Genomic DNA, 23,892 nt, shown 5'->3' with positions numbered 1-23,892 from the left:
TATCACTCTATGAGCGATGATAGAGCCAAAAGTGATACACTTTTTGGTGATACAGGGGCAGCGTAATGAGTGGGTACAGCGAACATGCGAAACGGCATGGTATCAAGCTGGAATTGCACTGGTGGGTCAGAAACAAGCGAACCGGCAATGGTTGCTGGCGGAAGAAATTCAACGGCCAACAACTGTATTTCAACCACCCGAACACCAAAGCCGGATACGAAACGGCGGTTCTGGAATATGCTCGCAAGAAACTGGATCGGCCAAACGCCGCTGTTTGGAAGCATCATCGTCTGTTATTCGAGAAAGTTGCCGAGTATCACGAACACTTTGGCACAGATGATTCTAAGCTCGCCGACGCCGTAACCGAGTTCCTTTCATGGATCGACGGCTTTCTGAATGGCAAAGCGAAATTGCCCGAACGCATCCCGGTGGGTGCATTCACGAGCAGCACGAAGCGTCCGGCGTTTTCAGACGAGTTCATCGGCAAAGACTTCTCTGACTTTGGGATGCTGAGTTACAAGTTGCCGGACAAATGGCAAGACCGCATTTCCCGTCTGCAACCTTCAATGCCAGTTAAAAGAGTTCCCCAAACCATCGCATATTGGGCGGAAGACTTGCTGCGGCAAAAGAAAATGATGGCGGACGCTAAACAGCGATCACAACGCACCGTAAAAGATGCTCGTCAGAAGTTGAAAGTGTTTCGAGATTGGATTGGCGACACAACACACGTCAATTCAATTAACAGTGAAACATGGAAAGGTTACTCCCAGGAACTATTCAATCGAAACCTCAAAACCACGAGCATCCGAGGATATTTGAATTCTGCAAAAGAGTTCATTGAATACTGCGTGGATGACGACGCTTGCAATCTCGAACACGCCCCCAAGAGGTTACGGCGTCGCTCAATGATAATCCGAGATATTGAAGATGTTCCGAATGATGCAAACGGGCTCATCTGGAGCAAACGTGAATTCCACGATGCACTTCAAAACCTACCAAATGAATGGCAAGCGTGGCTGTTATTGATGTTGAATTGCGGGTACACGCAGACTGACCTGAATGAATTAAAACACTCGGAATACCGGGATGGTCGCATCATTCGAAGACGCACAAAAACCAAACGGCAATCAAATCCGCCAGTCGTGAATTATAAACTTTGGGATGCGACGGTTGACGCAATCGAGAATGTCAAAAGTGAACACGGCGAATTTGTTTTATTGACCGAACGTGGGGCAAGACTCACCTCGGCAAGCCATGATAACGTTTCCCGAAATTGGCAATGCAAACGAAAAAGAATTGGTTTGGATGGCAAGGAGTTGAGAGGCATCCGCAAGACCGGCAGCACGACACTTAAACAGCATTCGTATCTTGGTTGGACCACAGGGCTTTATCTCGGGCATTCTGGCGATATCAAGGATCGGCACTACGATGCAAAAGACGGGCGAATTTATAAGCCGCTTGATGAAGCCATTGTTTGGTTGGGTGAGCAATTTGGCATCAACTGAAAGTCATCGCAAAATCTAGCCCCACCGAAAAATAACATCGCAAAAATTATTGCGTTGCAACTAATATACATCATCACGAGTTTTTCGAGAGGGGGTATCGTGACTGTATACGGGTTGAAGGAAGCAGCCGAGCGGATCGGCGTGAGTTATTGGCGAGTGCATCGGGCTGTGTCGAAACATCAAGTTTCGTTCATTCCGATTGGCAAGGCCGGTCGTGTTCTGACTGAGCAGCAATTGCGGGAACTGCGGAGTTTTCTAAAACAACGCCAGAAGACCTAATCAAAAAGCCCACCGCCAATGGGGGACGATGGGCTTAAAAGAATTCGATCATTCCGCAAACGGCATTTGACGGAACAATGCAACGGCAAACGGACAATAATATCTATCCACAATCAGCGCAATACCGCTGGGGGCATCCGCTTCCATCAAGGAAATCACGCATTCCAGTTTCAGAACGGGTCAGTATCAACGGAAAGTGCAAACCCCGTGCAGACTGGCGAGAAAGCCGAGAAGCCCGCAAACGGAAGGCGTTTCAACATGCTCGCACCGTTCAACATTTCATCGGGACGGAATTATTATCGCAAACAAACGTCATTGTCTTTACTGGCAATCTGATGATGCCGAACCAAGATCAAGAAAAGTGGCGGACAGTGAAATTGCGTTTTGGGAAGCTGGTCAGAATGTGGGCAAAAACGCATGGTTGCCAATTGACTTTTACAGCGGCCCAACACATCACGAAAAATCGGGCCGACAATCCGCAATCGTTTGATGATATGCACTTCGATCTGCTTGGCTACATTGACAACGGGATAACGCAGCGCCGACTGTCGAACGTGCTTTGCAATTTGTGGCGAGATGCGGGCGGTAAAAGAGCGTCGTTCCACATCATTGAAGACCGCAACGAAGCAAACATTGAACGAGTTTGCAACTACCTTTTCAAGTTTCCCGACACGCAGCGAGATCAGGAAACCTTTGACCGATTTCAATTTCTACCGAAGACACGCTTTCCCGTAACTTGGACGGTCGGCAATTTCTATAGACGAGAATCAATGGATGTTGAACTTGAGTTTCAAGTTGATGGCCAACACGTCAAAACTCAGAAGCGGCTTTCACCGTTTGAGCAGGTGCGACAGGATTGGATTGCTTCGTTCACTAATGGAAATCCGGTGAGAATTGAAACTCCGCAATACCGTAGAGCGTTGCAATTCCGTGCAATCGATGCTTTGCCGTCATTTGAAGACCAACTGCGGGAAATGACAGACGCACATCCCATTAAGGTATTGGGGAAAATATGTCACGAAGAAAGCCAGAGACCAGATTCACGCATCAACGTAAACTCTGACGATTTCAAGCATTCAATTCACAAACGACGAGTGCGAGCAACTTACACAACTGCACCCGTTTACGTTGACGGTAAGCCGACCGATAAACGCATTCTTGCTTTCATTCAGCATGATTCGTTGAACCCCAAATGGGAAAGAGAAGCAGCAACCAATGCAATCCGGCAGTTTTCATTCACTGAATTGCAACATCGGCTAAAATTGGCCGGGATTGAGCCGTCAGCCGATCCCATCACGTTCCCGACCAAGGAACGGCAGCGGGAAAACACGCCGGTTGTGAGCCGTTCTGGGCAGCCATTCGACTGTCTCGGCACATGGTTGGAAGTGTTTTGCCCCTATGCGAAGCACCGAAACCAAAATCCCGACGCCCCAGCGTTGGGATTGTCGGCTGGTGAAGCCAGCCGACCGAATCAAATCGAGAGTGTAATATCGCAATTCTAACGCATCGTAATGCAATCCCTTTTCTTTCTTATTAGATTGTCAATTGACAACCTGACTGATTACATGTGAACAGCGGCAGGGTCATGGGTGTACTAGGTTCTTCCGCTGAAATGTGCTTCATAGCCGTGGAGCATATTGCAGCGTTTTATTGCGCACCGGAAAAAAATCGGAGTTAACTTTCATTGAAAACTGCTGCTACCCCATCAAATTGCAGCTTCTACTCTGTAAGTGCTTTGATGAAACGGAGCGACATCTTTTCCGCAATAATATCATAGCTTTCGATTTCCACACATACTCTTTGACCCTCCTTGAATTCGCCCCGAAGGTGGACTGGAATGTTTGAAACGTGCATTAAACCTGTAGGCCCGTCATTTAGGTTCACGAAACACCCATAATGCTTGATTGCAACCACTTTTCCTTCGTAATCTTCACCTTCAGAGAAACGCTCTTCGAAATCTTTCCAGCCAGAAAGCTGCTTTTCTCGGCTTACAGCTTTGCTTGCGGTTCTCTTAATTTTTTCAATATCAATTGTGACCCCTGAGAATCCTTTCAGAAGGTACGATTCTGGTGAAACACTTTTTGAATTGGACTTGCTTTCAAGATAGGTTGCAAATCGTGCAGCGTTTTCCGCTGTTGTAACAGTAGAAAAGTGAACCTTCGGCCCGAACTCGGCAATTCGCCTTGCAATGTCTTTAGCAAGTGAATCATCCTCTACCCAAGTTTCTTCAACGCACGCAGCCAAATAACTATGATCCGCAAGTAGATCAAGATGCACAAACCCTGACGGTGACAATCGAATCAAGTCGTCGTCTGACTTTATTTCAAGTCCAAGGTGTTCAGTGAGTACACAACCATGTTGAATTAGGTATCCAAGCTCGCTTTTGATCCTCAATGCGTCATGGCCTAAAGGAACAAGGTTCGTATACAATGTGCGACACGCATGGAATCCTTTCACACCGGTTGGCCCACTTATTCTGTACATCGACCGAAGCCACGAAAGTATATTCGCACGAACGAAAGGATCAGGTTTTGAGTCTTGTGGATGGCATTGAAAGAGATTTTTGACAAAAGAATCGTCTCCATTGTAAAACCGACGCTTTCGCCTCAGCAGCACTCTTGCAACCGTATTATATGGCAGTGCGTAGTCTCCTTTCTGATTCTTTATTTTCAAGTATTCGGCAGCCCCAATGTGCCCGCTACGGCAGAATTCTAAGAAGATTTCCATGGCCTGCCTAACATTCCGACCAGCAAGTCCAACAAGAAGAGAGCGAATGATGCGGTCATACCTGTAAAGAGACTTGAAAAGAGATGCCAGATAAAAGCCAACCTCTGAAGCCGGATATGTCACGGGCGTACCGTTGGCAAGTTTGAATTGGAGAACCTTTTTGCCACTGTTTGATGCGGCAAGCTCGTCTAAGACAAGGGACAGGCGTTTCTCAAGAATTTTAGTAAAAGGCGGTGGGTCGATTCGGAAAACAAGATCTTTTATCATGGTGTCAAGTGGTGGTTGGTCTCGAAAAGTGTCATACGTTATGTCACGAATCGGCAGAACGATTAAACACCGGATCTGCTTTTGAAGCCATCTTGCTGCCTCGAAAGCCACAAGCTGGTCATGGCGTTCTCTCTTGTCACAATTGTCAAAAACAATCACCAGCAACTTTCCGCCGTGACTTCGTTCTCCGGCGAGAAATCGTGATAGCGACTGTGCATATTTCAGCGGATCGTCACGGAGTTTCAAGATGCGATCAGCAAGCTTTGATTTATATTCCTGCGACTCAGGCTCTAAAAGCCCAGTCATTTCCTTCTTGAATTTGTTTACTTCTACGGCAAAGACCTTCTGAATTTCCCGGTCGAAGTCGATCTCAGGATGTTGTTCTTTGAGACCCAATGCGACCTCTTCCAACAAATATCGCTCAAGTAACTCTCCACCTGATGGTGCGGTGTTGATGTTCACATGAACCCACAGAGTGGAAGCTGTTAATTTCTCAGGCAGTTTCACGGATCGACAATAATCTACAAAGGTCGATTTTCCTGCTCCTGCTCCCCCAACAAGAAGCATAACTTGGTTCTCTAGCGATCTCCCTGCCCCCAGTGCCCTGAAAATCTCTTCTGGCTTTTCCGTGTCGTCTATCGGTATCGCACCAGGCACTGTCGCTGCAACCGTCGACCGAATAATATGGTCGATTTCATCGACGTAGCGATCTCTACGCCGAGATGTAACATAAGCGTTACGCACAATGTGAGAACGTTCACTTCTACTCTCGGGATTGAAAACATGCCTGTATTCAATCGCAAGTTTTGAACCAAAGGTGTTGTATCCGACGTCTTCATTACGGATGGTTTGCCCACCAACGTATTGCAACGCAGTCACTAGTGGCCTTGTTGTTAGTGCGTCTCGAATATCATCGGCAATGGTCTGCATTGCGCCCCTGCATAGCAGATTGATGAATTGATCGTATTGTTGAGAGGTGGGGTTGACATCCTCAAATTCTAGCACCATATCAGGGTCAACATTGTCGACAGGTGCGGTTGCAGTAGTCTTCCCGTTTGAGGTGATAATTCTTCGGCAGGGGTTGATACCGGTCGGGAATGAAGAATTCAGTTCCGTTGCGTATAAGCGTGCTTCTTTGATTGCTTCGATTGCGCCTGCGGTTGGGCTTTTCGCTTCGACAATCAGAATCGGGATACCGGCGAGAACGACAACATAATCCGGGTGGTAAACTTTCTGGCTTCCTTTTACGAGCATCAGCTTTTTCAGACTTGGCTTGCATCGTATGTCCTCTGGAAGATAACCAAGCCCGGACTGAAGATCGGATGTAAGCAAAGGCCAAAGGAATTTTTGTTCTACGTCGGCTTCATTTGAGAGGTCTTCAAGATCGCAGAACATTCAATTACCTCGAAGTCAAAGGTCGGTAAGCTATCGATTCGCTGCCTGCAAGCATATCAAACTGCACACAGATGTACATTGATAGTGGCCGCTTATATCGAGACATCACACGCTTCGAAAGTGATACAGGGAATAGATCTCAAAAAAGGTGATACAGGAATTGAAAACAAAAAAGCACCGTAACCTGATGTGGTTACAGTGCTTAGGAAGTGCCCCCGGAAGGACTTGAACCTTCAACCTACTGATTAAGAGTCAGTTGCTCTGCCAATTGAGCTACAGGGGCGGTGTTTGACGGGTGATGGAAGTCACGTGTCGGAAACTGACTTGCAGACTGGCAATTATGTCAGCGAGAGTGACTTTTTGCAACGTATTGCCCAGATTTTGCGGTCAGGTTATTTCCGGTTGGTGTCGTGTGCTGGATCGGACATCCTGCGATGTGAGGGTCCATCAACGGTCCGTCGAAACCGTACAACGAAATTGGTCGGCCTCACCGTGGAAGGTTGGCATAGACTACTCCCCGATTACTTTCACCAAGACTCGCTTGGGTCTGCGACCGTCGAACTCGCCGTAGAAGATTTGCTCCCAAGGGCCGAAATCGAGTTTTCCCTCCGTGATGGCGACCACCACTTCCCGGCCCATGATCTGTCTCTTCATGTGACCGTCGGCGTTGTCTTCGCCGGTTCGGTTGTGGGCGTATCTCTGGGGAGAGGCATCGAAGGGGGCGAGACCTTCCAGCCACTTCTTGTAATCTTCATGCAGCCCCGGCTCGTCATCGTTGATGAAGACCGAGGCTGTGATGTGCATTGCGTTTCCCATCCCCGATTGGGATACTCTTGATCTCCACCCGGAAACCGACCCCGCCGACACCAAAACCACGACGACCGAAGAACATCATACCCGCTGAACTTCGAGATGTTTACGCCGAAGTCGCTGCCAAGGCCGCTGAGCTTCGAGACCAAGGGAAGACGCACATGGAAGTCTGCGAAGCCCCGAACGGCCTTGGGTTCAGAACTCGCACCGGCAAGCTCTGGCGACATCCTCAGCAGATCGTAAAGTTGCTGCGGTCATTTGTCGTCAAGCCCGACGAGCTTCAATGACATGCTGACCGCATCTCCTTTGTAACCGCAATTCACCAGAACCGAGGCAATCATCTTTGAGAAGCGAGATAGTTCATCTTCGGCAGCAGCGACCGCACGACTGAGTTCATCCGGCTTCACTGCCCATCGTTCAACTGGGTCGTCGGTCTCGTGAAGATCACTCAGCAACAACCATGGCTTTTGCAACTTCATGGACAACCACGGATGTCCGATCCACAACATTTCCCACTGTTCTCCCTCAAATGAAGCAGCCTCTTTCCAGTTGGCGGTGTTGCCAAGATCGCTACAGCAGGTTGGCTCAATGAAGACCCCCTGCTCATCTGATCTCAAAGCGAGGCCACCATTCAACACAGGTCTTGAGTCAGGATCGTTCAAGCTCGAAATCCCACCCCATTCGTCAAGAATTACACGCAGAACTTTTTCGAGTTGCGATGATGTGAGATCAGAAGTAGAGACGTGCCATGAGCCGGGAACAATTGGACTGATTCCTGAAACGCCAGAGTCGGCCAAAGAATCACGCCAATACTCTCCCCACTCATCAGGCATCTCTTTTGCCGACCCTGATGGCATCGAGTGATCTTGCTTTGAGAAAGTCCCCGGTTCTAATTCGATGACAGGGGTTAGTCTTACTCCACGAAGTTCAACGACTTCTTGCATTGCTACTCCCCGATCACTTTCACCAAGACCCGCTTGGGCCTTCGACCGTCGAACTCGCCGTAGAAGATTTGCTCCCAAGGGCCGAAGTCCAGTTTCCCATCTGTGATGGCTACGACAACTTCCCTGCCCATGATCTGTCTCTTCATGTGGGCGTCGGCGTTGTCCTCGCCGGTTCGATTGTGGGCGTATCTCTGAGGAGAGGCATCGAAGGGGGCGAGACCTTCCAACCACTTCTTGTAATCCTCGTGGAGACCCGGCTCGTCATCGTTGATGAAGACCGAGGCTGTGATGTGCATCGCGTTGCCTATCCCCGACTGGGATACTCTTGATCTCCACCAGGAAACCGACCCCACCCACGCCAAAACCACGGCGACCGAAGAACATCATACCTGCTGAACTTCGAGATGTTTACGCAGAAGTCGCTGCCAAGGCCGTTCAACTTCGAGAACAGGGGAAGACGCACATGGAAGTCTGCGAAGCCCTGAACGGCCTTGGGTTCAGAACTCGCACCGGCAAGCTCTGGCGACATCCACAGCAGATCGTGAAGCTGCTGCATTCGTTCACATAGTCTGACATCAACCGAGGAGCGTGACACCAACTCCGTCATCGTCTTCCATGAATACCCGCATCAATGCTCCATCCGTAGGCTGTTCAAAGTGCAGTTCAACACAGCCGTACTTGAAGATCGATGGCGTCTTGTACTTCCGTGACACTCCTCCAGTTGAATCTGGCTCACCGAGAATGGCTAATACTTCTGGTCGAGTCATGCCAATTCGGAGCTTCTCTGTGTGGCCGAAAGCCTCTGGGGGAAGTTGATCCCACTCGACGTGCTGCCCGTGGACACGTTCCAACTCGGAGAGATGAAACTCGGCCAGCCACACGGTTAGGCCCTCGGCATTCACACACTCCACCTGAAAGGAGTCGCTGCCGTCGTCGTACACAATCGCACCTGTGTCTCCAATCTGTGGTGGCCTGCACACGCCTTCCGTGCCATCGAAGTGACGCTTCGGTTCATTGAGACGCACGACCCTAACCACGTCGTACGAGGAGATGTATGGCATTCATTACTCTCCAATCACCTTGACCAGCACACGCTTGGCCCTGCGACCGTCGAACTCGCCGTAGAAGATTTGCTCCCACGGGCCGAAGTCCAGTTTCCCATCTGTGATGGCTACGACAACTTCCCGGCCCATGATCTGTCTCTTCATGTGGGCGTCGGCGTTGTCTTCGCCGGTTCGGTTGTGAGCGTATCTCTGGGGAGAGGCATCGAAGGGGGCGAGACCTTCCAGCCACTTCTTGTAATCCTCGTGGAGACCCGGCTCGTCGTCGTTGATGAAGACCGAGGCTGTGATGTGCATCGCATTGCACAGCACTAGGCCTTCTTGGATGCCGCTCTTTTTGACAATGGCTTCGATGGTGGGTGTGATATTCTCGAAACCCATGCGGGCGGGGATGTTGAAGGTTAGGTACTCGGTATGTGATTTCATGGTCATCTCTCGGGTTACTTGGGCCGTATTCCGTCCGCGCAAGGTTTTCTGGCGACTTGAAGTGCGGGTCACGTTGATTGGTCTGGTTTGGTCGCTGTTTGTGGTAGTACGAAGCGGTCGGGTAGTAAGTCGTTAAGGGTGACTTCTCGGTGTACGGTGCCGGTGGGGTCTGTGATGAGGATCGGGAAATCACTGCCCACGAATTCCGCGAGCACTTGCCGACATCCACCACAGGGAGTTCCTGCTGACGAGGTGCACAACGCCATCGCCCGGAACTTGCGTTCGCCTTGGCTAATCGCGTTTGTGATGGCCACTCGTTCGGCGCAAATCGTCAAACCATAGGAAACATTCTCGACATTGCAGCCGTGGTAAATCGTGCCAGAATCGCCGAGCAAACTTGCTCCCACGAGAAACTTGGAATAAGGAGCATAGGCGGCATCGCGAACACGGATCGCTGCCGAGACGATCGCATGACGTTCGTCTTTCGAGAGTGTCATGGCCTTATCGCTTTCTGCATCCGATTCTACGAGATGCGTTGCCTACGTGATTGGTGGTTGATCATGCCCCTGATATTTCGCGGCTTCGCCAGTCTTCTGCTGCGGTCTGACAATGTACCAAACGCTCGCGGATCAAGGCGGTCAGGTCTTCTTCACGGCCTTTTTTTAGGTAGTCGCTGAGTTCGTCTTGCGAGAGTGGTTTGCCGAAGACGACGTGAATGTGCCCTTGTTTGGGCCAGATCGAACCCGTCGGCATACACCCGCTGGCACCGGCAATCCCCACCGGATACACCGGCAGGCCACTTCGCCTGGCCAACGCGATGAAACCGGGTTTGATCTCCCCGATGTTCCCGTCTCGACTGCGTGTGCCTTCTGGAAAAATGCCGACGAGGAACCCGTGTTTCATCCGTCCGACAGCCGTGCGAATCGTCGCAGTGCTGGCGGCATCACGATTGATGGGCATCACGTACGTTTTCCGCAGAATGTGCCCCATCACCGGGACTGGAAACAGGGTGTCTCTCGCGAGGAAACTCACGGGACGAGACAAAGGCAAACCGATCAAGAGCGGATCGAGCGAACTTTGATGATTGCTCAGCACCAATCCCCCGCCGGTCTCGGGAATGTTTTCCAAACCTCGTGCGCGATACCGAAACCGCAGCGTGAAGAACATCCGCAAGATGAACTGAATCGTCAACCAATATAAGTTGCGACGCGTGGGGTGAGGCATCGCCTCGGACTGCGAATCGGTTTTCGTCTTCGACATGTTTTCTAAATTTCATAGGGTGCGTTGCATACGATTTCGCATTTGTCAGCGTTAGCGCATGCCACTGCAGCAAATTGCATCGACATAGCGTCGTTGGTGGCATGCCCACGGCTTTGCGTGGGCATGATTGGACATTCAAACCTCGCTGGCCCATGCCCACCCCAAACGGTGGGCATGCCACACAACTTCTTTCGACATCAACTGTTCGGTGAGATCATCGAACACAAAAGCGAAATCGTACATGACGCAACCTACAACTAGGAAAACTGAAGTTCCAACATCATCTCTTTGATGGCGGTCATCGGGATGGTTTCGCGTTCGATGTCCTTCACCGAAGAAATGAATACCGGCGCTTCTGTGGCTTCTTTCCCGGGTGAAGGTAAACGACCGTGCGTTCCACGGACGAGGTTGGCATCGAGCGGTGTCAGGTCCATGTAATATCGGAAGCCCAGAATTTTGCGAGCCAACCGGGACGCAACCCGCAACTTGGGAAACCGAATCTCGGGGTCGATGAACAATTCCGCCGGATCGTAACCGGGTTTGCGGTGGATATCGACCGTGCGGGCGTAGTCCGGGGCTTTCCGGTCGTCCAACCAGAAGTAATACGTCATCCACGCCCCAGGAGCAGCAACCGCGATGAGTTCGCCGGACCGTTCGTGATCGAGACCGAATTCGGATTGCGAGGAGCGATCCAGCACCATTTCGATGCCATCCGTCTGTTTCAACACTTCCGCGACTTTGGGGATATCCGCTGGATCGGGAATGTAGACGTGTGCAATTTGATGGTCCGAAACCGCGAACGCCCGCGACGCACCGTAGTCGAGCGTTTCCCAGCCGAGCGGTTCTTGCCGAACGGTGAGAAAACCGGCTTCCCGCAGCACACGATTGATATGCACCGGCTGATTCGCCGACGTGATCGCGTACTCGGAGAGTACAACGACTTCCCGTCCCAATTCGCGAGCAGCGTCAATCAATTTCCCCGCGACCGCGTCGATCTGGCGAATGTCTTCCGCGACCGCGGGATCGTCTGGCCCGAGTCGTTGCAGGTTGTAATCCAAGTGTGGCAAGTACACGAGCGTTAGAGACGGATCGTGTTGTTTCATCACCGAAATGGAGGCGTCCGCAATCCAGGCGGAACTCGTGATGTCCGCCCCCGGTCCCCAAAACCGCAGGAGTGGAAAGACGCCAAGCTCAGCTTGCAATTCGTCTTTGAGATTCGCCGGGTGACTGTAGGAGTCGAACACCTTGCGACCGTCGGCGGGGTAACTTGGACGCGGAGTGACGGAGTACTCCACATCGGCGTACATGTTGTACCACCAGAACATCTGAGCGGTGGTATGCCCAGGATCGCGTTTTTTGGCGGCGTCCCAAACCTTCTCGCCCTGCACCAAGCGGTTGGATTGACGCCACAGGTACACCTCGGACAAGTCCCGGAAGTACCAACCGTTCGCGACAATGCCATGATCCCGGGGCATGGTGCCGGTGAGCATCGTCGATTGAGCCGAACACGTCACCGCAGGCAACACCGTGCCCATCGGCTTGGCGAAGCCGTCGGCTGCCAACCGGGAAAGATGGGGCGTCTCCGGGCCGAGCATGTCGTGGGTCAATCCCACAACATTGATGACAATCAAGGGTTGCGTCATGTTTTGTCTATTGTCCGTTGTTGGTAGTCAGTTGTTCTCAATGTCATCTCGCATCTCACACCCTCCGCCTATCTTGACGGGAAGTCGTACCTGTGTGAGGTTCGAAATTGCGTGATCGCACAAGATGTCATCACGTCATCCTGCTTGTTCCATCGAATCGGGATTGACCTCGGAGCAACAATTGAGGTATTCCCCCGCACGCTTACGTTCGAATACGACACTGTGGAGTTTTGCCGACCGATGCGACTGCTGCAACGGTACATTCTCTGGGAACTGACGAAAGTCTTCCTGTTTCTCCTGAGCTTGCTCACAATCCTGTTGGTGTTTGTGGGGGTGTTCAAAGAAATCAGCGAGAGCGGTCTTGGTCCGTGGCAGGTGCTACAGATTCTCCCGTTCATTGTGCCCAGTCTGCTCCCCTTCACCATCCCCGCCACCTTGCTGCTAGCGGTCTGCGTGGTGTACGGACGTGTCGCCGGCGACCAGGAAATCACGGCAGCGAAGGCGGCGGGCATCAATGTGATGTCCCTACTCTTACCGGCATTCTTGCTGGGCACGGTGATGAGTTTGGTGTCGCTGGTGCTGACGGATCAAGTCATTCCCTGGGCGGTCGCGAACATTCAACGCACCGTCACAGAAGCCATGGAAGACATCTTCCTCGATATGCTCCGCACGAATCATCAAGTCAAAGACGAGCAACGTGGGTTCTCGATCAATGTGATGGATGTGCAAGGCAAAACGCTGATCAAACCGGTCTTCCAGTACGCCCCACGTGGCGGAAGCACTGCGACGGTCCAGGCGGCGGAAGCCACATTGAAGTTCGATCTCGATCGGCAAGAAGTCGTGCTGCACCTGAGGAACGCCCATATCGACACCGCTGGTGATGAGACGTTGTACCTCACCGAGGACGAATACGCGTTCCCCTTGCCGCAGGAAATCCGTAAGCCGAACGCTCGGCACATGAGTTTGAACCGCATCAACGAACAACTCAATGGCTTGGATCAACAGATCTCGGAGCAACGCATTCGGCAAGACCTCGACGCGGCCATGCTGATGGCCATTGGCGATTTCGACCGGATGATCGAAAACGAGTTCGTGATGTTCGAGAAGCATCAACACTTCACGATCGAGGAATTCAACAAACTCCGCACAGAAACGTTCAGTCGGCTTTCCATGGCGACGAGTTGTTTCTTCTTCGTGCTTGTCGGTGGACCGTTCGCGATTCTGCAAGGTCGTCGTCAATTCCTGACAAGTTTCTTCCTGTGTTTCCTGCCGATCTTGTTGGGTTACTACCCCATCGCTTTGTTGATGATGAATCTCTCCAAGCAAGGCAGCGTCGACCCGTCCTACGCAATGTGGCTGGGGAATGTGCTATTGGGCGTTGTGGGATTACGCGTGCTCACGAAAGTCCTCCGGCATTGATTTCTGCCTGATCGGGTCTCTAGGATCTCGGATTCATCGGGTACCACGACTCTGTGAGTCGTGCCGAGCGATCTGCACTGCTGAAAACACGGCTCACAGAGCCGTGGCACACTTTTCAAGAATCCATGTCACGACGTTCCACACGCAAGTCCCGGAATCCATTGATGGGCGGACACCAACGCTGTTGGGTGTGGGGTCGGCATGCGGTGCGTGAAATTCTGCAAGCCGGTCGTTGGCCGATCCTGGAGTTAATGCTGGCCGACTCGTTTCCTGATGATCTCCGGAACGAGTTTCAATCGCTCGCCGACTCTTTTTCTGTGGAGTCTTCCAAACGTCTTAGCCAATTGTGCGGCGTGAAGAACCACCAAGGTGTCATCGCCAAGATGCCGCCGTTTCCGTACGACCGTGCCGAAGACGTGTTGCGGTCCGCTCCCGAAAATCCGTTATTCGTGATGCTTGACCGCATCCAAGATTCGTACAACTTCGGTGCGATTCTCCGGTCGGCGGAAGTCTTGGGGGTCGACGGAGTGTTTATTGGCGAAGCTCATCAAGCGGAAGTCAATAGCCTAGTGGCCCGCACTTCCGGCGGAGCGGTCAACTATGTCCAAATCGCGCAGGTGCCGGATCTCACCGCATGGACACGAACCCTTCGAGAACACGGGCACCACATCGTCGCGGCCAACGAAAAGGCCGACCAATCACCTGCCAACTGGAACTTTCGTGCGGCAACGACACTCATCATTGGTAACGAAGGCGAAGGAGTCAGCCCACAATTGTTCGAACTCTGCGATGGTTCGGTGGCGATCCCACAATGCGGCCAAGTCGGTTCTCTGAACGCCGCAGTCGCTGCGGGTATTCTGCTCTACGAAGCAAGACGACAACGACTTGAGTAGTCTCCGCTATACGGACCACAGTCGGTTGGCATGGTCCGCACAGCGGACCCTACATTGCGACCGAATTTTATACTAAACGACGGCTTTCTTTCTCCAACTTCTCGGCGAGAAATTGCACGACGCTCGGAGCAACGGTGTTGAAATACTCCCAGGTGTGTCCGCCGGCAGTGGTTTCAAAATCCGTATCGACTGGCATCCCGGAAGAGCGAAGTTTCATTACCATCCGGGCAGCCCCGTCATACCAATGGGCATCGGTTGGGTCGCAAGTGATGAGTTGATGTCTCGGCCAGTTCAACATCTGAATTTGCAAAATCGCGGTCGCTTGTCGCGCGGTTTCGGCATCGGGGAACAACTGGTCGAGCACCAATCCTTCGCCATAGACAAGATGAAAATCAATCGTCGGAGACACCGCCACAATGACCGGGAAGACCGTCGGTTGTCGGTAAGCAATTTGTAGCACACCCTGCCCGCCCATGCTCATGCCGAGCAATCCGATTTGTGTCGGCTGAACCTGCCAATGTTGATCGATCCAAGTCATCACCCGTTCGGAAACGAACTTCAAGGGCGTGATGCCTTCGAATTCCGGCGAAGGCACATCGAGCCACCAACTTTTCCCGCCATGCGGACAAACACACCGCAAACCGTGGCGTTCCAATTCGGCAGTGTACGCGGGCTTGTCGACGAGCGTTTCTCCGCCATGTCCATGCAGGAACAAAACGACCGAGCCTCGTGGATTGGGCTGCGTGGGCTCAAAAATGTCCGCCGGTCGTCCGCCGACAGTGGTCGTTTCCCATGACATTCGACGTTTGCTCCCTGAATCAAGCCGACAACGAGACTCGCGAAAAGATTACGAATCCGTCATAACAAAATGGTCATTGCAACGCGACCACCCCGACAAACCGAACCGCGTCGGACCGAACTTTTCGAGAGACCCGTTATGCAGCCTGCCAATCGATTTGCTTTCAAGGAATGGGCCGCCGTATGCGTCGCACTTGCGGAGGGTCGTCAAAGTGTGATTTTCCGCAAAGGGAGTATCCATGAGAATGACGGGGAGTTTACGGTCGAACACCCGGAGTTTTGGTTGTTCCCGACGAAGTTTCATCAAGATCCTGCTGATCTCTCCGACGACGACTGCGATCTGATCGCCCGTTCGCAAACGCTGACTCCGCCGGAGAACTTTGTTCAGATTCAGCATTACGCGGTCGTAAACGAGATCATTCATTTAAAGGACGAGTCCCGTTTATCATTTCTGACGGGCCTACATGTCTGGTCGGAGCAAACCCTGTCGCAGCGATTTCATTACCGCCAACCAGGATTGTTCGCGTTGTTGGTGCGTGTATTCACTTTACCCGAACCAATAACTCTCCCCGATTCGCCGCACTTTGCCGGTTGCCGAAGCTGGGTCGACTTTCCAGACGAACTGGCCACCACCCTGCTGAAGCCGGTACTCACCGAAGCCGAGTCCGCCCGACAATGGCAAGATTTGCGGATCGCATTGACGCCGCCGCAAACGGTGTAAAAGACTGCATCTGCCATCGGGAACGTGTAGCTAAGCTCACCACCTCCTTCCCTGGGAGAGGTGAAACTTTCAACACGTGCTAACGGACATCCGCTTGGCAAAGTCTGCCGATTGTGCCTGTTCTGCGTGGTAGATCGGTTCTTCGTGTGGTGCCGGAGACACCGCCAGACTGATCGTTACATCCGGACCGACCGGACCGAGTTGTGGTCTGTAGAGCCGGGAATGCGAGCGTCTGTCACGCATGTGGAAGACTTGCGTCGATGAAGTTGCCTAGCCTCTCCATCGGCGAAACGGACGGTTTGTCGACCGAACGACCGTTTGAACGTCGGGATGGGCCACGACCCAGGCATGACGCGCAGTTCGGCTGTTGTCCGTGGCGATAGGAACATTCGTCGACGGATGGCAATGGAAAAGGATGCCCCCATGATTTCGTTCCGCCGGCCCCTCCCTCAAATTCACACCGCCGCGAGATTACTCCCGGCGATTCTTGTCAGTTCGCTGATCATCAATTCCGTTGCAGTTGCAGGGGAATGGCAGCCAACTCGACCGGAAATCAGCGAAACCGACGAGCCCTCCACCGGTGCCGCTCTTTTGCAGTCACTGTACGTCGAGCACGTTCTCGAATCCGATGTAACGGAGACCGAGATTGTGCCGGTGTCCGCGGTAGCCGTCGATCCGCTGCAAACGCTGGTCGAAGACGCCATCAACGTCACCAGCCGACGCATGTTGACCGCCGACGTCAATACCCCTTGGCAAATTGCACACGGCGTGCTCGCCTTGCGGGATCAATACTATCTGAAAACAACCGACGGCAAGACCGTCAAAGCGCTGGATTGGATCTCGTCCGGCCCAACCTTTGCCGGCAAACCGTGGTTCGTGACAACGACCTTCGGTGGTAAAGGCCAACCGTTCACCGAGCCCTACCACTTCGAAGGGCATCCGAACCAGTTCCTCGCGTTGTTCACACTGGCTCGATTGCCACGTGAATTCGAATTTACCGCCGCTGAGAACGGTCGCAAGTTCACTATTGCTGACTGGATTCACAATGCGAAGATGGAATGCAATGATCACGAGGAAATGACCTGGACATTGTGGTCGCTCGCGTTTTACATCGAACCCGATGCCGAGTGGTACAACAAAGACGGCGAACAGTGGAGCATGGAACGCCTGATCCGCAAGCAAATGCAAACGCCGGTCACGAAGGCGGCATGTGGCGGAAACCATGGGCTGTTCGCAATTGCCTGTGCTCGTAACGCCTACCTGCAAGCCGGCAACCCGCTCCGCGGCGTATGGCTCGAAGGTCACATGTACTTGCAGAAGTACATTCAAATTGCCCGTCAGTGGCAGAACTCGGATGGTTCGTTCTCATCGCAGTGGTACAAGTCGTCGGAACATTCGGACGACATCGCCCGTCGACTCTCGACCACCGGACACTGCCTGGAGTTCCTGATGGTCGTGCTGCCCCAGAGCGAAATCAATCAACCTTGGATTCGCAACGCCGTCAACCGCATCGGTCGTGACCTGGTCGACAACCAAGCCGAACCGATCGGCGGCAAAGGCGTCGGCGGCATGTATCACGCCCTCAACGCGTTGACCATCTACCGTGACCGCATGGGTTGGAACAAGAAACCCGAAGTGATGGCCACCGGCGAAACGGAAACCGAGATTCGTTAAGTTCTCGATTCCTGTGATTGTGAACTTCAAAACCTCACGTCATCGCATCAGACCTCATCGCCTCAACATTTTCCAAACCGCCTGCCGGGTGTGACCGGTGGGCGGTTTTTGTATACTCATAGGGTCATGGAACCATTCCCGACCCCCACATCTAATCGCCTCATCGACGCTTCCACCGAAATCCGTCAGCGACGAATTTCTTGCGAACGTGTTCTCGTTAGCTGTTTGGAGCAGATCCAAAACCGAGACGCGGAACTCAACGCGTGGGTGGTGGTGGACTCCGACAACGCGAAGCAACAAGCCCTGAAACTCGATGCGGAACTTAATGACGGTCACTGGCGTGGTCCGCTGCATGGGATTCCCATTGGCATCAAAGACATTTTCGATGTCGCGGGTTTACCGACGACGGCCGGTTCTGCGTTGCGTACGAATTCCATCGCCGAGCACGACGCCGTCATCGTGTCGCGACTGCGAGACGCTGGTGCAATTATCCTGGGGAAGACCGTAACCACGCAATTTGCGTGTTTCGATCCGCCGCCGACACGCAACCCCTGGAATACCGATCGCACGCCCGGCGGTTCTTCGAGCGGGTCCGCCGTCGCGGTGGCAACCGAAATGTGTTACGCAGCCCTCGGCAGCCAAACCGGCGGTTCGATCACTCGCCCCGCCTCGTACTGCGGGGTCTGCGGACTCAAACCGACTTACCGCCAGTTGCCCCTCACCGGTTGCGTGCCGGTTGCGGAAAGTCTCGACCACGCTGGTCCGTTGGCTCGCTGCATCGCAGATTTGGCGTTGATGCAGGACGCGCTCGAAGGCCGACGACGTTACGCGATGGCGATCGAATCAAGTTCCCTAGAGCGTCTCCAACGACTGCGAATCGGCGTCGCGGATGAACTGTTCTCTGATCACCCGACCGAGCAGTTCGTCGATCCGGACTCGAAAACGCTGTTACGCCGACTCGGTCGTCGTGTCGGACGCAACTTGTGTAGCACGCTCAAAGTTTCGCTGCCGATCGACTTTGATGAAATCCTGGCATCGCACCGGACTCTCATGAATTACGAGGCGGCGGCTTGGCATCGCTGGCGATTCGAAACGCATCCGCAGGATTATCAACCGAACATGACCACGCTGATTCAAGACGGCCTGGCAACCACAGCGACGGAATACCAGGCTGCCCGTCATCAGCAACGGCGTTGGCGACAACGTATGCGGGCGGAGTTTGCCCGCTTCGATATCCTGGTCTGTCCAGCCACAACCGGACCGGCTCCCGATCGTTCGACCACCGGCAACTCCTGCATGAACGCTCCGTGGAGTTTCCTCGGCTTGCCCACCGTATCGCTACCGGTCGCATTGACCGACGATGGGCTGCCGCTGTCGTTGCAATTCGTGGGACGTCGCCGCAGCGAACGCACACTGCTCGCGCTCACGCATCACCTGGAAACCCGCTTCCGTCGCGATTCGCTCGCCGGGTGAGTATTCAGGAATCGTCGTCATCGAAATCGACGACGGGGTAATTTTCGCGTTCATGCCAGTTCAAGTTGGGGTCGCGACCATGTTTCTTACGGAATTTTCCGCGGGCTTCGCGTTCGATCTCGCTGGAACTCCGTCCTGGTGTGTCCCAGTGTTCGCGGTAGCGTTCCATCTCTTGACGATCTTGCCGTTCTTCTTCGCTTTCCCCATAGGCGGTGTGACAAGCGGATTCCACAACCCCTTTGAACAGTGCTTCAGCAATTGCAGCGCAGCCGGAAATTGCAAAACATAGGAAGATCAGGCAGAGCCATAAATTGGGGCGCATAGTTCCCACTCGCAATGTGAAGTGGGCGAAAACATAGTCATTGATACAGTTCTGTCAATGCGACTATCGGCCTTGGAACCGAGCGAGTCGGATGTTACACCGTCTTTGCGAAATTCGCACACCGTGAATTTCCTCTTTCGTTCAAGCGTATAGAATGAGCGAAGTCGCCGAAAACCGCCCGCCATCAACTTTGTCCCCGACAGATTCATGCCCGAAACGCTGCCCTCAATTGACGAATTGGAAACCGGATTGCGTTCTGTGATGCAATCCGAGCGGTTTCGGCTGCGGCGACGGTTGGATTCGATCAAGAAAGCCCAAGCGGCGGGGAAACCGTTTGATCGCAATTTGCGGCGGTTGGCGAGTGAGATCGAGAAATCTTCGGAACTTTACAAACGACGTGCCGAACGGGTTCCAAAAGTCACCTACCCCGATGATTTGCCGATCAGCGGGATGCGGGACACCATCGCGGAGGCCTTGGACGAACATCAAGTGATCGTCGTATGTGGCGAGACCGGTTCGGGGAAATCGACACAGTTGCCGAAGTTGTGTTTGGATCTCGGTCGGGGGATCGGTGGGATGATCGGGCACACTCAACCCCGTCGAATCGCTGCCCGTTCGGTGGCCGCCCGTGTCGCGGAGGAACTCGGCAAACCGCTCGGCAAAGAAGTCGGTTTCAAGATTCGTTTCGCGGATTCAACGAGTTCAGACACTTACATCAAATTGATGACCGACGGTATCCTGCTCGCCGAAACGCAGGGCGATCGGTTTCTCGACGGGTACGACACGCTGATCATCGACGAAGCCCACGAACGCAGTTTGAACATCGACTTCCTACTGGGTTACGTGAAAGGATTGTTGCCACGACGGCGGGATCTCAAGTTGATCATCACCTCCGCCACAATCGATGCCGACCGCTACGCCGAACACTTCAGCGACAGTCGCGGTCCGGCTCCGATTATCAATGTCGAAGGGCGAACATATCCCGTCGAAATGCGATATCGTCCGTTGATTACCGACGAAGATGCCGACAGCGACCGTCGCGACGAACCCGATCCATTACAACATTTGGCGAAAGCCATTGATGAAGTCGCGATGGAACAGCCTGTCGGCGACATCCTCGTCTTTATGCCAACCGAACGTGATATCCGCGACGCGGCCAAGCAACTTCGCGGACACCATATCGCCGGCGATTCCGCCAACCGCAAAACCGAAATCCTGCCGCTCTACGGTCGGCTTTCCACAGCGGAACAAAACCGCGTGTTCCAGAAGTCGGATTGGCGACGAATCGTGATTGCGACCAACGTCGCGGAGTCATCACTGACGGTGCCAAACGTCCGGTACGTCGTCGACACCGGAAGCGCTCGGATCAGCCGGTATTCTTCCCGCTCGCAAGTTCAACGGTTACCGATTGAACCGATCTCGCAAGCCTCGGCTGACCAACGTGCCGGTCGATGCGGTCGCGTTGGGCCGGGTGTGTGTGTCCGTTTGTTTTCCGAGGAAGATTACCTCACCCGCGATCGGTTCACGGCCCCCGAAATCCAACGCACGAACTTGGCGTCCGTGATTCTGCAAACGCAGGCGCTGAAGTTGGGAGCGATCGAGGAGTTCCCGTTTCTCGATCCGCCCAAACCGGGCGCCATCCGCGATGGCTACAAAACACTGTTTGAACTAGGTGCGATCGACGAGGAGAATCGGCTCACACCGATCGGCCAACAACTCGCAAAGTTGCCGGTCGATCCACGAATCGGGCGGATGATTCTTGCCGGTCATGAAGAACGCTGTTTACAGAATGTGCTTGTGATCGCGGCCGCCCTCGAAATTCAAGACCCGCGTGACCGTCCCGTCGAGAAACAACAAGCCGCCGACCAAGCTCACGAGAAGTTTCAGCATGAGGAATCCGATTTTCTCAGTTTGCTCAAACTGTGGCAGTTCTATCACAAGCTGCGAGATGATCTCTCGAAAAGTCGCTTGCGGAAGGCGTGTGTGCAGAACTTTTTGAACTTCAATCGGCTACGGGAGTGGAGCGAAACGTATCAGCAACTTCGTCGACTCGTCGAAAACGCGGGAATGAAAGTCGGCGGACGAAAAGATTTTCGCAAGAAGAACCCTGAGCCGAAGCAAGACGAGGCCACCGGCACGGAATTGCGGTTGGAAGCCAAAGACGCGGATGCGATCCATCGGGCATTGTTGACGGGTTTGCTTTCGAATGTGGCTTACCGCGACGAAGGTCATGAGTACACCGGCGCGGGTGGAACTAAGTTTTTTCTGTGGCCCGGTTCCGGCGTGTTCGGGAAGAAACCGAAATGGGCGATGGCAGCGGAACTCGTCGAGACCAGCCAACGCTATCTCCGCACAGTCGCCCGCATCAATCCCGATTGGATCGAACCGCTGGCGGGGCATCTCGTCAAGAAGACGTACAGCGAACCGCATTGGTCGGCGAAGTCCGGTTCCGCGATGGCCTTCGAAAAAGTCTTGCTGCACGGCTTGACGTTGGTTCCACGCCGTCGCGTTCGTTATGGCCGGATCGATGCGAAGCTCTCACGCGAACTGTTCCTGCAACATGCACTCGCGGAGTTCGATTGGGAAACGAAACACGCGTTCTTCAAACACAATCAGGAATTGCTCGTCGAAGTCGAAAAGATGCAGGCGAAAAGTCGGCAAGGCGATTTGCTGTTGTTGCCGGAGGAACGATTCGAGTTTTTCGATCAACGTGTGCCGCACCGTGTGGTTGATGGACCGTCATTCGACAAGTGGTATCGCAAGGAAGTCAAAACGCAACCGCGGTTGTTGTTCATGGCGAAGTCCGACTTGTTGCGGGCCGGTGCCGAAGGCGTGGATGAAGACGAGTTTCCCAACGCGATCGAAGTCGGACGGATGCGGTTGCCTTTGGAGTACCATCTCGAACCCGGCACAGACGACGACGGCATCACGCTGACAGTTCCGCAAGCGGGGGTGAACCAACTCGATCCGCATCGTCTTGGTTGGTTAGTGCCTGGGTTGCTGCAAGAGAAGATCGTGGCGTTGATCAAGTCACTACCGAAGAACATCCGCCGCGAATTCGTGCCCGCGCCCGACACCGCACGCGCGATTCTGAAGGAACTGCAATTCGGCCAAGGTGATTTCGTGGACGCGGTGGCGACGAAATTGAGTCGCATCGCCGGCGAACCGATTCGGCGGGACTTGTTCGACGAAAGCCGTTTGCCATCGCACCTCAAAATGAATGTGCGAGTTGTGAACGATGACGGCGAATCCGTGGCCAGCGGACGAGACTTGCAAACGATCCGCCGAGAAGTGTCCGCCGATGCCTCCGCTGCGATGAGCGCGACCGACGATTCCGTGTGGAGCCGCGACGATTTGACCGAATGGAACTTCGGCGACATTCCTGCTCATCTCGATGTGCGACGCGGTGGTGTGGCGATGCGGGCATATCCGACGTTGATCGACAGCGGGCAAAGCGTTTCATTGCGACTCGTCGACACCCCCCAAAAAGCCGCCCGACAACTTCGCGGTGGACTGCGTCGCTTGTTCACTCTGCAAAACGCCAAGAAACTCAAACAACAAGTCGATTACCTCCCGGATTTGGGTCGACTTCGCATGCTGGCTTCGACGTTGCCAGGTGAGTCGAACCTCACGAAGTCTCTCGTCGATTTGCTCGCGGATCGGGCGTTCTTCGGAGACGAGGCGGTGTTACCCCGAGCCGAAGCGGAATTCCAGAATCGGGAGAAAACCGGTCGCAACCGCATCAGTGCCGCCGTGCAGGATTTGGTGTCGCTCGTCAAACCGATCTTGGAGCAAGCCCAGAACGTGAAAACGATGCTAGAGGATTCGGTGCCGGAGACTTGGGAAGTCTCGTTGCTCGACATGCACGAGCAACATGAGGAACTGCTCCGCGAGGGATTCTGGACGTCTACCCCGTGGCCGTGGTTGTGCCAATATCCGCGGTACTTGCGTGCGATGTTGTTTCGTCGTGAACGGATCGCCGAGGGCGGTTGGAAAGCCGACCAGAAGAAACAATCCGATGTCCGGCGGTACTGGGAGATGTACCTCGATCGTCGCCAATCCCACGCCCAACGCGAGATCTACGATCCTCAATTGAACGCCTTCCGATGGATGATCGAAGAATACCGAGTTTCGGTGTTCGCCCAAAAACTGGGAACCGCAATCCCCATCTCGCCCAAACGCCTCGAACAACAATGGGGGCAAGTCACTCCGTAGTTTTCTTGTAGGTCAGGCTGTGCCTGACGAAGCGGCGGGATCGTTATCGGAGAAAGATGT

The 23,892-nt window shown here is 53.5% G+C and carries 19 protein-coding genes, 1 tRNA gene and 2 pseudogenes; 9 read left to right on the top strand and 13 right to left on the bottom strand.

Annotation, left to right across the window (positions count from 1 at the left end):
• Positions 1 to 2: 2 nt before the first annotated feature.
• Entirely contained in the window at positions 3 to 287 is a 285-nt protein-coding gene (locus AC5DDB_RS13850; RefSeq protein WP_491740319.1) for a hypothetical protein, read from the bottom strand.
• Positions 288 to 521: 234 nt separating this feature from the next.
• Between AC5DDB_RS13850 and AC5DDB_RS13845 the strand changes: the two genes are divergently transcribed.
• From AC5DDB_RS13845 to AC5DDB_RS13835, 3 genes are all read left to right on the top strand, one after another.
• A complete protein-coding gene (locus AC5DDB_RS13845) occupies positions 522 to 1,505 on the top strand; it encodes a site-specific integrase (RefSeq protein WP_491740318.1) in 984 nt (327 codons plus the stop codon).
• A 99-nt stretch (positions 1,506 to 1,604) separates the two neighbouring features.
• Positions 1,605 to 1,784 (top strand): hypothetical protein, encoded by a 180-nt coding sequence (locus tag AC5DDB_RS13840; protein ID WP_491740317.1) that lies wholly within the window; start codon positions 1,605 to 1,607, stop codon positions 1,782 to 1,784.
• Positions 1,785 to 2,554: 770 nt separating this feature from the next.
• A complete protein-coding gene (locus AC5DDB_RS13835; RefSeq protein ID WP_491740316.1) occupies positions 2,555 to 3,286 on the top strand; it encodes a hypothetical protein in 732 nt (243 codons plus the stop codon).
• A gap of 217 nt (positions 3,287 to 3,503) precedes the next feature.
• Here AC5DDB_RS13835 and AC5DDB_RS13830 read toward each other — a convergent pair whose 3' ends face one another.
• From AC5DDB_RS13830 to AC5DDB_RS13785, 10 genes and pseudogenes are all read right to left on the bottom strand, one after another.
• Positions 3,504 to 6,173, bottom strand: a complete 2,670-nt coding sequence (locus AC5DDB_RS13830) for a type I restriction endonuclease (protein ID WP_491740315.1) — start codon at positions 6,171 to 6,173, stop codon at positions 3,504 to 3,506.
• Positions 6,174 to 6,383: 210 nt separating this feature from the next.
• Positions 6,384 to 6,456 (bottom strand) — tRNA-Lys (locus AC5DDB_RS13825).
• A 227-nt stretch (positions 6,457 to 6,683) separates the two neighbouring features.
• Positions 6,684 to 6,983 (bottom strand): annotated as a pseudogene (locus AC5DDB_RS13820) (secondary thiamine-phosphate synthase enzyme YjbQ); the annotation flags it as partial.
• Positions 6,984 to 7,237: 254 nt separating this feature from the next.
• Positions 7,238 to 7,840 carry a hypothetical protein gene (locus tag AC5DDB_RS13815; protein WP_491740314.1) on the bottom strand — a complete coding sequence of 201 codons (603 nt, stop codon included), beginning with the start codon at positions 7,838 to 7,840 and terminating at the stop codon, positions 7,238 to 7,240.
• 89 nt (positions 7,841 to 7,929) lie between these two features.
• Positions 7,930 to 8,229: pseudogene (locus tag AC5DDB_RS13810) on the bottom strand (secondary thiamine-phosphate synthase enzyme YjbQ); the annotation flags it as partial.
• A gap of 273 nt (positions 8,230 to 8,502) precedes the next feature.
• Positions 8,503 to 8,988: a hypothetical protein gene (locus tag AC5DDB_RS13805; protein WP_491740313.1), complete on the bottom strand. Its 486-nt coding sequence runs from the start codon at positions 8,986 to 8,988 to the stop codon at positions 8,503 to 8,505.
• 3 nt (positions 8,989 to 8,991) lie between these two features.
• Entirely contained in the window at positions 8,992 to 9,414 is a 423-nt protein-coding gene (locus AC5DDB_RS13800; RefSeq protein WP_491740312.1) for a secondary thiamine-phosphate synthase enzyme YjbQ, read from the bottom strand.
• 68 nt (positions 9,415 to 9,482) lie between these two features.
• Entirely contained in the window at positions 9,483 to 9,911 is a 429-nt protein-coding gene (locus tag AC5DDB_RS13795) for a cytidine deaminase (protein ID WP_491740311.1), read from the bottom strand.
• A gap of 61 nt (positions 9,912 to 9,972) precedes the next feature.
• Positions 9,973 to 10,674, bottom strand: a complete 702-nt coding sequence (locus AC5DDB_RS13790; RefSeq protein ID WP_491740310.1) for a lysophospholipid acyltransferase family protein — start codon at positions 10,672 to 10,674, stop codon at positions 9,973 to 9,975.
• A 257-nt stretch (positions 10,675 to 10,931) separates the two neighbouring features.
• On the bottom strand, positions 10,932 to 12,317 hold the full coding sequence (locus tag AC5DDB_RS13785) for an alkaline phosphatase family protein (RefSeq protein ID WP_491740309.1): 1,386 nt from the start codon (positions 12,315 to 12,317) through the stop codon (positions 10,932 to 10,934).
• Positions 12,318 to 12,557: 240 nt separating this feature from the next.
• Between AC5DDB_RS13785 and AC5DDB_RS13780 the strand changes: the two genes are divergently transcribed.
• Both AC5DDB_RS13780 and rlmB read left to right on the top strand, forming a co-directional pair.
• A complete protein-coding gene (locus AC5DDB_RS13780) occupies positions 12,558 to 13,736 on the top strand; it encodes an LptF/LptG family permease (protein WP_491740308.1) in 1,179 nt (392 codons plus the stop codon).
• Between the two features lie 125 nt (positions 13,737 to 13,861).
• Positions 13,862 to 14,629, top strand: a complete 768-nt coding sequence (gene rlmB / locus AC5DDB_RS13775; protein WP_491740307.1) for a 23S rRNA (guanosine(2251)-2'-O)-methyltransferase RlmB — start codon at positions 13,862 to 13,864, stop codon at positions 14,627 to 14,629.
• A 67-nt stretch (positions 14,630 to 14,696) separates the two neighbouring features.
• Here the strand turns inward: rlmB and AC5DDB_RS13770 are convergent, their stop codons facing one another.
• Positions 14,697 to 15,428 carry an alpha/beta hydrolase-fold protein gene (locus AC5DDB_RS13770; RefSeq protein ID WP_491740306.1) on the bottom strand — a complete coding sequence of 244 codons (732 nt, stop codon included), beginning with the start codon at positions 15,426 to 15,428 and terminating at the stop codon, positions 14,697 to 14,699.
• Positions 15,429 to 15,566: 138 nt separating this feature from the next.
• On the opposite strand from AC5DDB_RS13770, the gene AC5DDB_RS13765 reads away from it, so the two are divergent.
• From AC5DDB_RS13765 to AC5DDB_RS13755, 3 genes are all read left to right on the top strand, one after another.
• Entirely contained in the window at positions 15,567 to 16,148 is a 582-nt protein-coding gene (locus AC5DDB_RS13765; protein ID WP_491740305.1) for a DUF1802 family protein, read from the top strand.
• Positions 16,149 to 16,571: 423 nt separating this feature from the next.
• On the top strand, positions 16,572 to 17,822 hold the full coding sequence (locus AC5DDB_RS13760; RefSeq protein WP_491740304.1) for a hypothetical protein: 1,251 nt from the start codon (positions 16,572 to 16,574) through the stop codon (positions 17,820 to 17,822).
• A 126-nt stretch (positions 17,823 to 17,948) separates the two neighbouring features.
• Positions 17,949 to 19,295, top strand: a complete 1,347-nt coding sequence (locus AC5DDB_RS13755; RefSeq protein WP_491740303.1) for an amidase — start codon at positions 17,949 to 17,951, stop codon at positions 19,293 to 19,295.
• 4 nt (positions 19,296 to 19,299) lie between these two features.
• Here the strand turns inward: AC5DDB_RS13755 and AC5DDB_RS13750 are convergent, their stop codons facing one another.
• Positions 19,300 to 19,617, bottom strand: coding sequence for a hypothetical protein (locus tag AC5DDB_RS13750; RefSeq protein ID WP_491740302.1), 318 nt, complete (start codon positions 19,615 to 19,617; stop codon positions 19,300 to 19,302).
• A 207-nt stretch (positions 19,618 to 19,824) separates the two neighbouring features.
• Between AC5DDB_RS13750 and hrpA the strand changes: the two genes are divergently transcribed.
• Positions 19,825 to 23,832 (top strand): ATP-dependent RNA helicase HrpA, encoded by a 4,008-nt coding sequence (gene hrpA, locus AC5DDB_RS13745; protein ID WP_491740301.1) that lies wholly within the window; start codon positions 19,825 to 19,827, stop codon positions 23,830 to 23,832.
• Positions 23,833 to 23,892: the final 60 nt, after the last annotated feature.

Source organism: Thalassoroseus sp. (genome assembly GCF_984380535.1).
Note: the sequence above shows the minus strand (reverse complement) of the source record. Positions and strands in the feature narration are given on the sequence as shown.